Origin of the sequence: Pseudomonas sp. TE3-3-F2023 (genome assembly GCF_036784815.1) — a bacterium.
In the GTDB taxonomy this organism is placed as follows: domain Bacteria; phylum Pseudomonadota; class Gammaproteobacteria; order Pseudomonadales; family Pseudomonadaceae; genus Aquipseudomonas; species Aquipseudomonas pudica.
Map to the genome: position 1 here is coordinate 3,810,636 of NZ_CP145113.1, position 14,817 is coordinate 3,825,452.

12 protein-coding genes are annotated in these 14,817 nt (G+C 64.3%); 3 read left to right on the forward strand and 9 right to left on the reverse strand.

Features of this window, described 5'->3' with window-relative positions; genetic code table 11:
• Positions 1 to 70: 70 nt before the first annotated feature.
• The 5 genes from V3314_RS17190 to V3314_RS17210 form a co-directional block, all read right to left on the reverse strand.
• Positions 71 to 1,285 (reverse strand): fumarylacetoacetate hydrolase family protein, encoded by a 1,215-nt coding sequence (locus V3314_RS17190; RefSeq protein ID WP_338459357.1) that lies wholly within the window; start codon positions 1,283 to 1,285, stop codon positions 71 to 73.
• 20 nt (positions 1,286 to 1,305) lie between these two features.
• Complete coding sequence (locus tag V3314_RS17195; RefSeq protein WP_153671078.1) at positions 1,306 to 2,364, reverse strand: Ldh family oxidoreductase; 1,059 nt, start codon at positions 2,362 to 2,364, stop codon at positions 1,306 to 1,308.
• A 34-nt stretch (positions 2,365 to 2,398) separates the two neighbouring features.
• Entirely contained in the window at positions 2,399 to 3,940 is a 1,542-nt protein-coding gene (locus V3314_RS17200; protein WP_338459359.1) for an altronate dehydratase family protein, read from the reverse strand.
• Between the two features lie 183 nt (positions 3,941 to 4,123).
• Positions 4,124 to 5,077, reverse strand: coding sequence for a LysR family transcriptional regulator (locus V3314_RS17205; protein WP_046616896.1), 954 nt, complete (start codon positions 5,075 to 5,077; stop codon positions 4,124 to 4,126).
• 34 nt (positions 5,078 to 5,111) lie between these two features.
• Positions 5,112 to 6,059, reverse strand: coding sequence for a LysR family transcriptional regulator (locus V3314_RS17210; protein WP_046616897.1), 948 nt, complete (start codon positions 6,057 to 6,059; stop codon positions 5,112 to 5,114).
• 101 nt (positions 6,060 to 6,160) lie between these two features.
• On the opposite strand from V3314_RS17210, the gene V3314_RS17215 reads away from it, so the two are divergent.
• Together V3314_RS17215 and V3314_RS17220 are read left to right on the forward strand one after the other, a co-directional pair.
• A complete protein-coding gene (locus tag V3314_RS17215; RefSeq protein ID WP_046616898.1) occupies positions 6,161 to 7,474 on the forward strand; it encodes an L-fuconate dehydratase in 1,314 nt (437 codons plus the stop codon).
• 65 nt (positions 7,475 to 7,539) lie between these two features.
• Positions 7,540 to 8,850, forward strand: coding sequence for an MFS transporter (locus tag V3314_RS17220; protein WP_338459361.1), 1,311 nt, complete (start codon positions 7,540 to 7,542; stop codon positions 8,848 to 8,850).
• Between the two features lie 69 nt (positions 8,851 to 8,919).
• Here the strand turns inward: V3314_RS17220 and V3314_RS17225 are convergent, their stop codons facing one another.
• The 3 genes from V3314_RS17225 to V3314_RS17235 form a co-directional block, all read right to left on the reverse strand.
• The gene (locus tag V3314_RS17225; RefSeq protein ID WP_108480006.1) at positions 8,920 to 10,275 is read right to left on the reverse strand and encodes a GntR family transcriptional regulator; all 1,356 of its coding nucleotides are present in this window, start codon (positions 10,273 to 10,275) and stop codon (positions 8,920 to 8,922) included.
• Entirely contained in the window at positions 10,275 to 11,660 is a 1,386-nt protein-coding gene (locus V3314_RS17230; protein ID WP_046613735.1) for a hypothetical protein, read from the reverse strand. Before V3314_RS17230 ends, V3314_RS17225 begins: the two co-directional genes overlap by 1 nt.
• Before the next feature lie 513 nt (positions 11,661 to 12,173).
• Positions 12,174 to 13,196, reverse strand: a complete 1,023-nt coding sequence (locus V3314_RS17235) for a zinc-dependent alcohol dehydrogenase family protein (protein WP_046613736.1) — start codon at positions 13,194 to 13,196, stop codon at positions 12,174 to 12,176.
• Positions 13,197 to 13,402: 206 nt separating this feature from the next.
• Between V3314_RS17235 and V3314_RS17240 the strand changes: the two genes are divergently transcribed.
• Complete coding sequence (locus V3314_RS17240) at positions 13,403 to 14,317, forward strand: LysR family transcriptional regulator (protein WP_046613737.1); 915 nt, start codon at positions 13,403 to 13,405, stop codon at positions 14,315 to 14,317.
• Positions 14,318 to 14,349: 32 nt separating this feature from the next.
• Here V3314_RS17240 and V3314_RS17245 read toward each other — a convergent pair whose 3' ends face one another.
• The gene (locus V3314_RS17245; RefSeq protein ID WP_162531741.1) at positions 14,350 to 14,514 is read right to left on the reverse strand and encodes a hypothetical protein; all 165 of its coding nucleotides are present in this window, start codon (positions 14,512 to 14,514) and stop codon (positions 14,350 to 14,352) included.
• Between the last annotated feature and the right edge of the window lie 303 nt (positions 14,515 to 14,817).

Genomic DNA, 14,817 nt, shown 5'->3' on the forward strand with positions numbered 1-14,817 from the left:
TTGTTGCCGCGCTGTCAGCGCCTTGGCGGTCCTTCGTTCAAGCTGCGCCCTCCCTGACGCAGCGCGCCGCTCAAGGCTGGCGCGCGGTGGTTGCTACGTCCAGCAGCCCGCGCCGGCCGAGGCTGTCGATCAGCGCACGCAGGCCAAAATGCCACTGCGGCGCCAGGTCGCTGGTAGTCACGCGGTTGCACAGGGTACCGAGTTGCGGGTTGCTGATGCTCACCACATCGCCCGGCTTGTGGGTGAAGCCGTTGCCCGGTTGGTCGCGGTCCTGCTTGGGGGCGAACAAGGTACCGAGGAACAGCACCAGGCCGTCGGGGTATTGATGGTTCTCGTTGAGGGTTTGCTGCACAAGGTCCTGCGGGTCGCGGCTTATCTGACGCATGGAGCTGCGGCCGGCGAGGATGAAACCGTCTTCGCCCACCACCTGCAAGTCCACTTCGGCGGCGCGCACGTCGTCCAGGCCGAAGCTTTCGTCGAACAAACGCAGCAGCGGGCCAAGCGCGGTGGAGGCATTGTTGTCCTTGGCTTTTGACAACAGCAAGGCGCTACGGCCTTCGAAGTCACGCAGGTTGACGTCGTTGCCGAGCGTCGCACCCTTGATGCGACCATCGCTCGACACCGCCAGCACCACCTCCGGCTCCGGATTGTTCCAGCTCGACTTGGGGTGGATGCCGATGTCGGCGCCGTGGCCGACCGCCGACAGTGGCTGGGCCTTGGTGAACACCTCGGCGTCCGGGCCAATACCCACTTCCAGGTATTGCGACCACAGGCCCTGCTCCACCAGCACCTTGCGCAGCGCTTCGGCCTGGGCCGAGCCTGGTACGATCTGCGACAGGTCGGCGCCGATGCGGCTGGCCAGGGTGTCGCGGATGGCATCGGCCTTGGCCGGATCGCCCTTGGCCTGCTCTTCGACCACGCGCTCCAGCAGGCTGGTGGCGAAGGTTACCCCAGCGGCCTTCACCGCCTGCAGGTCGACAGGTGCCAGCAGCCATGGCTGGCGCGGGTCGCGCAGGGCCGGGTCGCTGTTGCCGAGCAAGGCTGGCAGCCCGATCAGCGGCTCGGCCAGCGGCAGGCTGCGCAGGTAGGCCACGGGGTCGGCCACTTCCAGCAGGGCCGAGACGGTGGCTACATGGGCGCTGATGTCGTGCACGGCGCCGGCCTTTATCAGTACCACCGCAGGGCCCTGGTCCGGCAGCCAGACCCGCCCTACCCAACTGCCGCTGTCGAACGCGCTGGCATCGTGAGTCAGAGGCAGTCGCTTGCCGTTCGCTCGTTCAGTCATCTGTGTACCCTTACTGTCATTCATTGGGAAAGTGCCGGCAATTGCAGCTGCCCGGCCAGCCGGTCAAGGTCGGCCACCAGCTGTGAAGAAAGGCTTGCGCCCTGCTCCAGGGCCAGGCGGCGCAAGGCAAGGCCAGCCTGCCCAGGCAGGCGCACCGGGCGCTCGGGGTCGAGTGGCCGGCTGGCCAGGACCAGCCGGCCGAGGAAGCTGGTTTCGTCGGTGAACGCTTGCAGGCCGCCGAAGAAACTCGGATCGATGACCACGGCGGTGGCCGATGCACCCCACTGGTCTGGTGCATCCTTGCGACCATGGCCGGCCAGCCCCGAGGTCAGGGCTTCGACCAGCAGCGCCAGGGCGAAACCTTTGTGGCCAAAGGCCTGGCCCCCCAAGGGCAGGATGCTGCCTTGCGGGCTGGTGAAGAAGTCGCGCGGGTCGTCGCTCAGTTGCCCGTCATTGCTCACCAGCACCGGGTGGGGCAGGCGGCTGCCGGCGTCGCGACACTGGCCGACCAGGCCGAGGGTGACGGTGGACATGCTGACGTCCAGCAGAATCGGCTCGCCCCGGGTCGGGATGCCCGCGGCAATCGGGTTGGGGGTGTAGATCGGGTCAACGCCACCATGGGCGCAGACCAGCCCTACCGACGGGTCCGAGGAATACAGCATCGCCACCAGGCCCTGATCGGTATAGGGCTTGAGGTAAGCTGCCAGGCAACCGATATGCGCAGCGCGGCGTACCACGGCGATGCCGATACCCTGCGAAGTGGCGCCCTTTGCCGCGCAGTCCAGGGCACGGCTGACGCAGTACGGCCCCAACAGGTAGTGGCCATCGAACAGGCTGGAGATGCCACTGTCCGACACCTGCTCCAGTACCTGGGCGCGGGCCTTGACCTGCCCGCCGAGCATGCCGTCGATGTAGCGGCTGACCAGGTTCAGGCCATGGGTGCGATGGCCCAGCAATTCGCCTTCGAGAAGTACCCGGGTCACTGCCTGGGCGACTTCGGCATCGGCGCCGGCCTTTTCGAACAGCCGCTCGACGAAGGTGGTGAGTGCTTGCACATTGTGAAGTGTGGCTTGAGTCATTGCAGTTGCCTTGGAAAAGGGATGGGGCTGGCGATCAGGTCACGGCACCGATCTGCCAGGGCACGAATTCGTTCTGACCGTAGCCGTGCAGTTCACTCTTGCTGCGTTCACCGGAAGCGATGCGCAGCATCTGCTCGAAGATGAACGCGCCGCACTCCTCGATGCTGGTGGAGCCGTCGGCGATGCCGCCGCAATTGACGTCCATGTCTTCTTCCTGGTGCTCGAACACCCGGTTGTTGGTCGCCAGCTTGATCGACGGCGCCGGGGCACAGCCGTAGGCCGAGCCACGGCCGGTGGTGAAGGCGATCAGGTTGGCCCCGCCAGCCACCTGGCCGGTGGCCGAAACCGGGTCGTAGCCGGGGGTATCCATGAACACCAGGCCCTGGGCCCGCACCGCTTCGGCGTACTGGTACACATCGACCAGGTTGCTGGAGCCGGCCTTGGCCACCGCACCGAGGGACTTCTCGAGGATGGTGGTCAGGCCCCCGGCCTTGTTGCCAGCCGAAGGGTTGTTGTTCAGCTCGGCGTTCATGCGCTGGCAGTAGTCTTCCCACCAGCGGATGCGGGCCAGCAGCTTTTCGCCGACCTCGCGGCTGACCGCACGGCGGGTCAGCAGGTGCTCGGCACCGTAGATCTCCGGGGTCTCGGAGAGGATCGCGGTGCCACCGGCCGCCACCAGGCGGTCGACGGCATTGCCCAATGCCGGGTTGGCGGTAATGCCGGAATAGCCATCGGAACCGCCACATTGCAGGCCGACCACCAGGTGCCGCGCACTGACCGGCTGGCGTTGCACCTGGTTGGCCTCGGCCAACAGAGCCTTGACCTGCTCTATACCGGCGGCGATGGCTTTGGAGGTGCCGCCGATACTCTGGATGGTGAAGGCGCGCAGCTGGGCGCTGGCCTGCAGGCCCTGGGTTTCCAGCAGGCTCTCGATCTGGTTGGTCTCGCAGCCCAGGCCGATGATGAGCACGGCAGCGAAATTGGGATGTACGGCGTACCCGGCCAGGGTACGACGCAACAGGCCCAGGGCTTCACCGCCGGGGTCCACCGCACAGCCGGCGCCGTGGGTCAGTGCCACCACGCCGTCGATGTTCGGGTAATCGGCCAGCACTTCAGGGTGGATGTCGCGGCGGAAATGGTCGGCCACGGCCCGGGCCACGGTCGCCGAGCAGTTCACCGAGGTGAGGACGCCAATGTAGTTGCGGGTGGCGACCCGGCCATCGGCACGCACAATGCCCTGGAACTGCGCCTCGCGGCCGGGCTGGCTGCGGGTATCGACACCGAACGCGTAGTCACGGGCGAAATCGCCCATCTGCACGTTGTGCACATGCACGTGTTCGCCGGCGTCGATGGCCTGCGAGGCAAAACCGATGATCTGCCCGTAACGGCGCAGGGGCTGGCCCTGCTCCACACGCTCGGTAGCGAGCTTGTGGCCCGAGGGGATGGGCTGGCGAACGGTAATCGCTTCGGCGTCAAGGCGCAGGCCTTGCGGCAGGGCCTGGCGGGCGATTAGCACGTTGTCCAGCGGGTTGAGGCGGATGACGGCAAGGTCGCCGGACTTGGCAATCAGTTGCATGGGACCTCTCAGGGTGCGGCTGGCTTCTTGTTATGGCTGCGACCACTGTAAGAAGCCTTGAGCAACATTCCCAATGAGATGATCCGATCGTGCGATAACCCTGGGTTATCAAAAACCGGTATCAGGGCGTGTTTATCAATCACATTTGAGGGCCATTGGAGCCGCTGCGCAGCCCCAGGGGCTTCATTCCTGTTCCTGCTGACGGCGCCGAGCCCCCTCCAGCAAAATCTCGACAAACGCCTGGGCCGAAGCGCTCAGCGGCTCGTCCTTTCGGGTAACCACGCCGTACTCCAGCGCCGCCAGGTGCAACGGGCTGCGCAATTCTTTCAGTTGGCCGCTGGCCAACTGCGCTGCAACCATCGAGCGCGGCAACATGGCGATCATCGGCGCCGCCTGCAGCAATTGCAGGAACATGGGCATGGAGATGGTTTCGACGCTGTCGGCAGGCGTGGCGATGCCGGCAACACGAAATGCCTGTTCCAGGCGGTTGCGGATCGGCGTGCCCACCGGGTACAGCACCCACGGCCAGTCGCCCAGCGCTGCCAGCGGCGTGCTTTCCAGCTGATTGAGCGGGTGCTCGCTGTTGACCACCAGGCTGAACGGTTCCGGCTCCAGGGGCTGGAAGTCGAACAGCTGGCCGAAGCGTTCTTCAGTGAAACGGCCAATCATGATGTCGAGCTTGTTCTGCTCCAGCATGGTCAACAAGTGATCGCTGGAATGCTCCACCACTTCGATCGACAGCAACGGGCTGCGCGCCTTTATCGCGGCGATGGCCTGCGGCAGCACCAGCGCGGTGGCGGCAAAGATCCCGCCGACGCGGATGAAGCCGTGCCCACCGTTGCGCAGGCGGTTGACCTGGTCGACGAACTGTTGCGACTCGGCCAGCGCGCCTTGGGCATAGCGCACCACATATTGGCCCAGTTCGGTGGGTGGCATGCTCCGCGGCAGGCGCTCGAACAGGGCGAAGCCGAACTGCTCCTCAAGGTCACGCAACATCTTGCTCAGTGCCGGCTGGCTCAGGTTCATGCGCGTGGCGGTGGCGTGCATGTTGCGGGTGCGCGCCAAGGTGTCGATCAGCACCAGGTGCTTGTAGCGGATCCAGTTGCAAAAGCTGGAATGGGTCATGTCCGGCGGCATTGACGCAGGGCCTCAGGCAAGTGAAAAGGCAGGGCTATTGCGCCCGCAGGTAGTGCAGCAAGGTGTCCAGGGCAACCGAGTTGGGCCGCGAGCGCAGGGTCAACACGCCCAGGTTGGCCATTGCCAGCGGCAGTTCTACCGGCAGGATAGCGACCATTCCATAGCGGGCATAATGCTTGGCCACGTCATCGGGCACCACCGCAATCATCTCGGAGGCTTCGAGCATGGCGGTGGTAGCCAGGATCGAGGCAGTTTCGACGATATCCAGCGACTGCACCATGCCGCCGGCCTGCAACGCGCTTTCGACGCGGCGGCGCATCGGGCTGCCGATGGGGTGCAGGATCCAGGTCAAGGCCACCAGGTCGGTCAGTTGCAGCCCGGCGGCATTGGCCAGCGGGTGGCCTGCGCGGGCGATAACACGCATCTGCTCACCGCCTTCGAACAGTTCGATGTTCAGGTCCTGGCTGTCGCTCTGGTCCGGCAGGCGCCCCACCACCATGTCGAAGTCGCCACGCAGCAAGGCCGGCAGCAAGGTGTCGCTGGTGCCGACCTCCAGAGAAATGCGCACCTTGGGGTGATCGCGCTTGTAGGCCAGTACTGCCCTGGTCAGCACACCCGGCACCGGGCCCATTACGCTGCCCACCCGCACCAGGCCCTGGGCCCCGCGCGCCAGCTCGGCAATCTGCGCCTGGGCGTGCTCGAACTCATGCAGCGCGTTCTGCGCATAGCGGATCATCACTTCGCCATACAGCGTCGCTTGCATGCCTCGTGGCAAACGCTCGAACAAGCGTACGCCAAGGCGCTCCTCAAGCTGTTGCAGCAACAGGCTCGCAGCCGGTTGCGTGGTGTGCATCGCCGCGGCAGCACGGCGCAGGTTGGCGAACTCGCCCAAGGCGTTGAGCAGCGTGACCTGCCGGCTGGAGATCTTCAATGCGCCGAGACTGGCAGGCGCCTGGGCGCTGTCGGGTGGCAAGCGAGACATATCGAATCCGGTATCACTGATTAAGATTTGGCGATTATGCCTGTATCGCTCGACAACCTACAGTCAGGTCTCCCAGTGCTTGAACAGAACAAGAGCCGACCATGAGCATACGTATTACCCACCTGAGCGTTCGCGACATTCGCTTCCCCACTTCGCTGTCGCTGGACGGCTCCGACGCCATGAACAGCGCCCCCGATTATTCGGCGGCCTACGTGGTGCTGCACACCGACGCCGAGGCTCTGGAAGGCCACGGCCTCACCTTCACCATCGGCCGTGGCAACGAGATTTGCGCTGCTGCGGTGCAGTCGCTGGCGCCGCTGATCGTCGGCCTCACCCTGGAGGAAATCACGGCCGACATGGGCGGTTTCTGGCACCGCTTCACCGTCAGCGACAGCCAGTTGCGCTGGCTGGGCCCGGAAAAGGGCGTGATCCACCTGGCCACCGCCGCGATCATCAATGCCGTGTGGGACCTGTGGGCCAAGCACGAGGGCAAGCCGGTGTGGAAGCTGCTGGCCGACATGACGCCCGAGCAGCTGGTGCGCTGCCTGGACTTCAGCTACGTCACCGATGTGCTCACCCCCGAAGAAGCCATCGCCCTGCTGCGCCGCCAGGCGCCGGGCAAGGCTCAGCGCGAAGCGCAGATGCTGCGCGAAGGCTACCCTGGCTACACCACCGCGCCGGGCTGGCTGGGCTACAGCGAAGAAAAGATGCGCAAGCTGGCCCGCGAGGCGGTGGAAGATGGCTGGACCCACATCAAGCAGAAGATCGGTGCGGACCTGGAGGAAGACATTCGCCGCGCCAGCATCCTGCGCGACGAGATTGGCTGGGAGCGCACCCTGATGATGGATGCCAACCAGGTATGGGGCGTCGAGGAATCCGTCGCCAACATGCGCCGCCTGGCCGCGTTCGAGCCACTGTGGATCGAAGAGCCGACCAGCCCGGACGACATCCTCGGGCACGCCACCATCCGCCAGCGCATTGCGCCGATTGGCGTGGCCACCGGTGAACATTGCCACAACCGGGTAATGTTCAAGCAGATGTTCCAGGCCGGCGCGCTGGACTTCTGCCAACTGGACGCGGCCCGCCTGGGTGGCCTGAACGAAGTGCTGATTGTGCTGCTGATGGCGGCCAAGTACGACGTACCCGTGTGCCCGCACGGCGGCGGTGTCGGCCTGTGCGAATACGTGCAGAACATTGCCCTGTTCGACTACATCGCTGTGTCGGCCTCGCTGCACAACCGAGTGCTGGAGTACGTCGACCACCTGCACGAGCATTTCATCGACCCGGTGGTGATCCGCCGCGGGCGCTACATGCCACCACAACGCCCGGGCTACAGCATCGAAATGCATGCCGAGACCCTCGCGCGCTACCAGTACCCCAACGGCGCGGTGTGGCTCGACATCAACCGCTCCTGACCCACCTACCTGGGTGTGCCGCCTCTGCGCGGCACGCCACCAGCTCTTTTCACGGGGAAAAAACAATGACAATCCTCACCGGTACTGCGGCGGCGCCCGCCCCTGCCGCCAACACCGAACAGCGCCTGAACGGCCTGCTGCTGCGCAAACTGATGCCACTGCTCATCGTTGTCTACGTGATGAGCTTCCTTGACCGGACCAACATTGCCCTGGCCAAGGCCAGCATGGGTATAGACCTCGGCCTGTCGGCAGCGGCCTACGGCCTGGGCGCCGGGCTGTTCTTCCTCACCTACGCCTTGGCTGAAGTACCCAGCAACCTGATCATGCATCGGGTCGGCGCACGCTTCTGGATCACCCGCATCATGATCACCTGGGGCCTGCTCTCGGCGGGCATGGCCTTCGTCCAGGGCGAAACCTCGTTCTACGTCATGCGCCTGTTGCTCGGGGTTGCCGAAGCGGGCCTGTTCCCCGGCGTGATGCTGTACCTGACCTACTGGTTCGATCGTGAACAGCGTGCCCGCGCCACGGGTTACTTCCTGTTGGGCGTGTGCCTGGCCAACATCCTCAGCGGCCCGCTGGGGGGTGCCCTGCTGGAAATGGACGGTGTGCTGGGCTGGCACGGCTGGCAATGGCTGTTCGTGCTCGAAGGCCTGCCGGCAGTGGCCCTGGCTTATGTGGTATGGAAGAAACTGCCCGATGGCCCGGCCTCGGCGCCCTGGCTGTCGGCCGTCGAAGCCGAGGACATCGAGCGCCGCCTGGCTGCGGAGCGCGCCACCGCACCGCAGCAGAGCAAGTTGGGGCAGATGTTCCGCGACCGGCAGATCTGGCTGGCGATCGTGGTGTACTTCGTGCACCAGATCACCATCTACACGGTGATTTTCTTCCTGCCGGGTATCATCGGCACCTACAGCGCACTGTCGCCCTTCCAGGTCGGCCTGCTGACCGCCGTACCGTGGATTGCTGCCGCCATCGGCGCCGCCACCCTCCCGCGCCTGGCCACCTCGCCGAGCCGTTGCCGCACGCTGCTGTTCTGCGGCCTGCTGACCATGGCGGCCGGGTTGCTGCTGGCGTCGCTGGCCAACTCGTTCATCGGCCTGATCGGGTTTTCGCTGACTGCCCTGATGCTGTTCGTGGTGCAGTCGATCATCTTCGTCTTCCCCTCCAGCCGCCTGAGTGGCAGTGCCCTGGCGGCAGGTCTGGCCTTTGTCACCACCTGCGGCCTGCTTGGCGGTTTCGTCGGCCCATCGGTGATGGGCCTGATCGAGCAGGCCACCGGCAGTACCCGCAATGGCTTGTGGATCATCGCCGCGTTGCTGGTGGTGGCAGCGCTGGTCAGTACCCGCTTGCGGCAAGGGCAGGAGCAAGCGAATCGCTGACTAGCGAGCGCTCCACGAATCACTGGTTCGGCGAGGTTCGGTAGGAGCAGCCCAAGCGACCCCGGCGGCTCAAGGTGTAACCCCGGCAGGCCGGCCACAGCGCAGTTCCAGCGCATGGGCCAGGCGCTCTACCGCCTGTTGCAGCTCCCCCGGGTGATCCCCCAGCCACGCCATCGCCAGGCACTGCTGGTAGCGGCCCTGCAGGCTGAACTGCTCGCCCGGCAGTGCTTGCAGTGATGAACCAGCCAGCGCTGCGGCAATACCCTCCCACGGCAGCGGCTGGCGAAAGCGCACCCACAGTGTCCGGCCACCGTCCGGCGTTTCCAGCATCACCCGCTGGCCGAAATGCTGTTGCAACTCACGCGCCAGATATTGCATGCGCTTTTGCAGGTCCGTGCGCAGCCGCACCAGTTGCGCCTCGATTTCTCCTTTGCCCAGCATGTGCGCAAGCGCTTGCAGGCGAAGCGGTGCAAGCCGAAATGCACGCTCGGCGAAAGCCCTGGCCAGCCCGGCATCAAGGCTCAGCAGGTAGGCATAGGGCGCCTCGTTCCCCACTGCGGCATCGAACGCCCCCATCACCAACAACCAGCGGGAGTCGACCCAATCGCGCAGGCGTGTATTCGGCGGCCCGCTGTAACAGTGCTCGCTGTCCAGGTCGTTTTCCAGCAACCATACAGGGTGCTGGTCAAGCAACTGGCCAAGCTGCTGCTGATAGTGAGGTGAAACCAGCCGCCCCTGCGGCATGCCAAGGCACGACGGCATGACCAGCATGCACACCGGCTCGCTGGCCAGCAGTCGGGCCAAGGCGCGCAGGTCCGGGTTGCCACGGGTATCCAGTGGTACCTCCAACACTCGCATGTCGGCACGTGCCAACGCGCGCAGCACCTGCCAGCAACAGGGCGAGTGCACCACCACGGTACCGCCTTTCAGGGCCAGCGCCGCCAGCATTGTCTCCAGCAACGCCTGCACATCCGGAGCCAGTTGAACGTCCTCGGCACGCCAGTACTGGTTTGAGGAGCGGGTATAGCGCTCGGCGAGGGCATTGCGCAGACGGGCGCTGCCGGGCGCTTCCCATGGGGCAACACTGTGCGTGCGCTGACGGGCCAGGCGCCGCTCGTGGGTGAACAGGGTGCGCTCGAGCATCGGCTGTGCTGGCAGGGGTGCCTGCCGGGGCATGGCTGCAGCCTCCCCCTTGGCAGCGCCCTGTACGTAATAGCCCGACCTGGGCAGGCACTGCACGCGGCCCTCTTCTTCCAACAGGCTGTAGGCGCTCTGCACGGTGGCCAATGACACCCGCAACCGCCGGGCCAGCACGCGCAACGACGGCAAACGGCACGGGCCGCTGCGTGGAGCCTGGTCGATCAGGGCTTCCAGATAACGATAGACCTTGCGATAGGCGAATTCGCCGGAGCCCGATTGCTCCATCAAGGTGGCCCCGCATGACCACGCCGCCGCCCCGCCAACCGCCGCGGCAGCAACCTCAGCTGTACATCGCGACGTGCCAGATGGCTCATCAGCCGCCAGCAGGCCAGCGGCAGGCCCCCGCCATAGATCAACCTGAGTTGCCCCAGCGGCAGGCCGCTGGTGTTCACGAGCCAGTTTTTCACCGCGTCAGGGCAGGGTTTACCCTGCAAGGCTCGATGCAGGTATGGCAGCGCCACCAGCATGTCGGCATGCCAGCACTGCAGAAAACGCTCCAGATTCTTCCCCTGCCTGGCAAACGGGCTGAACAGCAGGCACACCTGTTGGATCTGATTGATGCCATATGCCTTGCCGAACTGCAGCTGATGCACATCGCGCCGCTTTTTGGCGCCCGGCTGGCCAGCCAGCCGCAATGCCGGGCGACTGGCTTGCGGCTCGAGACTGCGTGCATGCAGCTCCCGCAGCTGCACCGGGGCCAACGGCTCGACGAACGCGGCCAATTGCCAGGCGTCCTGCCCCCCTTCGACGCGACAACCGAGCATCAGGTCCAGCTGCTGCTCTTCGAGCAACGGCGGCATCAGGTCGTCAATGGCAATCAACCGCACCGGCGTGCTCTGCGGCACGCCCACCGAGGTCGGCTCCGCCAAAGCGCCGGGTGGCAGCCCGATGCTGCCGTGCAGTCGACTCAGCCCCTGTGCCAGCGTCGCCAGGCACTGGTGTAACACATGCGGACCATGTTCCCCTGCCAGGCGCAGGCTGCGCCGTGCCCAGGCCAGGTACCGGCGGCGCTGGCACGCAGGAATGGCGGTGACGAATACATCCGCAGGTGAATGTGCTTGCAGCGCAAAGCCGACGGCGGCCGCCAGTTCCAGGTGCAGGCGACTACCCAGCAGCGCTTCGGGCCCGGCCTCGACCAGATGACCGAACATCAGCATGGCGTCCCTCGGCAACAGCCAGTTGTCAGGCGCGGCAGGGGCATGCCGGCTGAACGGCACTACTTCACGCCCCTTGATCATCTGCAGTTGTACCCGCGGGTCATCCTGCAGGAACAGCGCATTGAAGCTGCGCTCATGGCATTCGAGCGTGGCACTGTCAGCCACAGGCAGGCTCACCACCAGGACCCGCAGCTGGAAAGTTAACGGCGCCCGCAGGGCGATACTCAGTTGTGCGGCACGCAGCATGGCCAGCAGCCGGGTGCTGCAGCGATCGTTGCCTTGCAGCACCAGCAAGCGGTAGGTGCCGATGTATTCGGGCCCGCCCGCAGCAACCAGCAGCCGTTGTATAAGCAACTGCAGGGAAGCACGCTGCGCTTGTGACATATGACTGAGCAAGCGCTCGAGTACTTGTTGGTAGATATAGTGCATTGCCTGGTCGTGAATAGCAGTCACGAGATCACCTCATCAACTTCATGCAGCCAGCGCACATTGATCAGAGGATCTGAACATCAACATGCCCTGAACTTTTCCAGAAGAAACTTCCTACAACTAATTGGAATTAATGACGTAACCATCACTGTCGCCATGACATCGAGAAAAACGCATCGTCGCGACGCCCTGCCGCTGCCAAACACCGCCCTGGCTTGGGCATAGCCATGCTCATTCCACGCTCCTTGCGCAAACTATCATTGAGCCATTATCGAGGGATGCAAAGCGAATAGAAGATACAGATCAGGGTAAAAAAACCATTCAGCGGAAGTGAGAAAACACATTGACTGCCAGGCAAGAACAGTTCAAGCCCAAAAGCTTGGCGGAATATTTCCACGGGCCACCGAGCAATGGTTTTAAATATAAGACGTGTCGTATTTCGTTGTAGGAACTTTCTTTTTTTAACGTCATACCAGTTTGTATTGGGCACAAAAAACCCGGGACTCTGCCCGGGCTTCCTGATAATCCAGACCGTTGTCAGTGTTGCGCCATGTCCAGTACCACACGCCCGCCGCACGGGCATTGGTCCATGTAGCGATGCGCCTCGACCACCTGCTCGAACGGGTACACCTTGATGATCTGCGGTGTCAGCAACTGGTCGGCAGTGAACTGGTTGATATCGCGCAGAGCGCGCTGCAACGCCACCTGATCCTGGCTGATGCCAAGCTCCGGCTTGCCGGTGAAGTTGCCGATGCAGTGCACATAGAACTGGATGTTCTTCTGGAACGCGGCGCAAGCCGGGAACGGCGTCTGGTTGCCACCTTGCAGGCCATAAAGCACCAGGCTGCCACGCGGTGCCAGTACATCGCCCAACAGCGACATCTGCGGCCCGCCCATGCCATCGAGGACCATGTCCACGCCACGGCCATCGGTGTACTTGCCGACCTGCAGCAGCAGGTCCTGCTCTTCGGTGACAATCACCTTGTCGGCGCCCAGGCCCAGCAGGTACTCACGCTGCTCCGCCTCCTTGGTGGCGGCGAACACCTTCAGCCCCAGGGCCTTGCCCAGCTGCACGAAGGCAGGGCCCGCGCAGTGGCTGGCATCGGTAACCAGCGCGGTCTGCCCGGCTTTCGCCCGGGCCAGGTCGATGTAGGCGAAATAGGCGATCAGCAGCGGCGTGTAGTGCACGCTGGCCTCGATCGGGGTGAGCACATCCGGATAACGGGTAATGGCCGTACGCGGCAGCACAATGACGTCGCCGTACACCGGGTGGTCGTTGGCACTGGTGGCCGGGAAGCTGGCAACCCGGTCGCCCACCGCAATATCCTCGACCCCTTCGCCGACCGCGGTCACCACCCCGGCCATCTCGTGGCCGATCCCTGCTGGCAGGCGTGCCTGGGATGGTGCCAGGTTCTGGCGCCAGAGCACGTCATACCAGCTGACGCCAACCGCCTCGACGCGGATCTGTACCTCGTCGGCAGCAGGTGACGGTTCGGCCTGCTCCTCGCAACGGAGCACATCGGCAGCGCCGAACTTGTGGAAACGGATCATGCGGGACATCGCATACCTCGCCTTTGTGAACCTCTAATTACCACGGACTTTATCCGGGCTTTGCCGGTTAGACCATCAGTGGTCATTAATAGTCGACATGCCTGTCATCGATTGGGCACCTGACATTCCCTGCGATTGGTCCCCCTAAACCCGTGCAGGGTACCAGCCTTTGGCCTTAAGATTCACCTTTGCCCCACTTTAGGCGAAGCGCACCGATGAATCGAAACGACCTGCGTCGCGTAGACCTCAACCTGCTGATCGTGTTCGAAACGCTGATGCACGAGCGCAGCGTGACCCGTGCCGCGGAAAAACTGTTCCTCGGCCAGCCCGCCATCAGTGCGGCCCTGTCGCGCCTGCGCAACCTGTTCGACGACCCGCTGTTCGTGCGCACCGGCCGCAGCATGGAGCCCTCGGCCCGGGCCCACGAAATCTTCGCCCTGCTGTCTCCTGCACTGGACTCGATTTCCACCGCCGTCAGCCGCGCCGCCGAATTCGACCCGGCCACCAGCAATGCGGTGTTCCGCATCGGCCTGTCGGACGACGCCGAATTCGCCCTGCTGCCGCAGCTGCTCAAGCGTATCCGCGCCGAAGCGCCGGGTATCGTGCTGGTGGTGCGCCGGGTCAATTACCTGCTGATGCCGACGCTGCTGGCCTCGGGCGAGATCTCGGTGGGGGTCAGCTACACCAGCGAACTGCCCGCCAACGCCAAGCGCAAGGTGCTGCGCCGCAGCATGCCGAAACTGCTGCGCGCCGACAGCGTGCCCGGCGCCATTACCCTGGACGACTTCTGCGCGCGGCCGCATGCGCTGGTGTCGTTTGCCGGGGACTTGTCGGGGTTCATTGATGAAGCGCTGGACGAGATAGGCCGCAAGCGCCACGTGGTGCTGGCGGTGCCGCAGTTCAACGGGCTGGGGAGCTTGCTGGCGGGCACCGATATTGTCGCCACGGTGCCGGACTACACGGCGGATGCGCTGACCGCGGCGGGTGGGCTGCGGGCCGAGGATCTGCCGCTGGAGGTGCGTAGTTTCGAGTTGCACATGGCCTGGCGCGGGGCGCAGGACAATGACCCGGCGGAGCGGTGGTTGCGGTCGCGGATACAGATGTTCTTCGGGGATCCCGATAGCCTGTAAATGATGACCAACAGCCCCGTCAGTGAGGTGATTCAGGGAACGATGTTGGTCACGGCAGCCAGGTTGACCAGCTTGCTGAACCGGGCGCTGACATTGGTCAAGAGCGTCGTCAGGGCAATGTGGCTCTGCAGCACCGGGCAGATCAGCAGGCCCGCCAATGACACGCTGCAGCTGCTGGTGCGTCTGAACCAGGACATACCTGAAAATATCAGCCACGCATCAGGCGGCGCCACTCCAGGGCCCAACACCTCGACCGCGGGCATCGTTGTCAAACTGACCTGTGCTTGGCTTTTATCAAGTCAAATTGGGGATGGCGGCGTAAGTTGCCAATAACCATTGGCCGGCAACGGAAAAGCATCATGAACCGCCCCCGCCCCCGCCCACTCCCGCGTTCGCCTGTATGATGAACAAAATCAGGACATCGTCGAATGTCATGTGCCGCCTTTCGAAGCAGATTTCAGCGTGGAAGTGATCGCCACAGCCCAGCCGGCGATACCGCC

What these genes read in the sequence shown, in the direction of transcription:
- V3314_RS17205 (WP_046616896.1), bottom strand. Translation starts at nt 5,077, where the DNA reads ATGCCGCCGGACATGACCCATTCCAGCTTTTGCAACTGGATCCGCTAC.
- V3314_RS17215 (WP_046616898.1), top strand. Translation starts at nt 6,161, where the DNA reads ATGAGCATACGTATTACCCACCTGAGCGTTCGCGACATTCGCTTCCCC.
- V3314_RS17235 (WP_046613736.1), bottom strand. Translation starts at nt 13,196, where the DNA reads ATGTCCCGCATGATCCGTTTCCACAAGTTCGGCGCTGCCGATGTGCTC.
- V3314_RS17240 (WP_046613737.1), top strand. Translation starts at nt 13,403, where the DNA reads ATGAATCGAAACGACCTGCGTCGCGTAGACCTCAACCTGCTGATCGTG.
- V3314_RS17210 (WP_046616897.1), bottom strand. Translation starts at nt 6,059, where the DNA reads ATGTCTCGCTTGCCACCCGACAGCGCCCAGGCGCCTGCCAGTCTCGGC.
- V3314_RS17245 (WP_162531741.1), bottom strand. Translation starts at nt 14,514, where the DNA reads ATGTCCTGGTTCAGACGCACCAGCAGCTGCAGCGTGTCATTGGCGGGC.
- V3314_RS17190 (WP_338459357.1), bottom strand. Translation starts at nt 1,285, where the DNA reads ATGACTGAACGAGCGAACGGCAAGCGACTGCCTCTGACTCACGATGCC.
- V3314_RS17225 (WP_108480006.1), bottom strand. Translation starts at nt 10,275, where the DNA reads ATGGAGCAATCGGGCTCCGGCGAATTCGCCTATCGCAAGGTCTATCGT.
- V3314_RS17200 (WP_338459359.1), bottom strand. Translation starts at nt 3,940, where the DNA reads ATGCAACTGATTGCCAAGTCCGGCGACCTTGCCGTCATCCGCCTCAAC.
- V3314_RS17220 (WP_338459361.1), top strand. Translation starts at nt 7,540, where the DNA reads ATGACAATCCTCACCGGTACTGCGGCGGCGCCCGCCCCTGCCGCCAAC.
- V3314_RS17195 (WP_153671078.1), bottom strand. Translation starts at nt 2,364, where the DNA reads ATGACTCAAGCCACACTTCACAATGTGCAAGCACTCACCACCTTCGTC.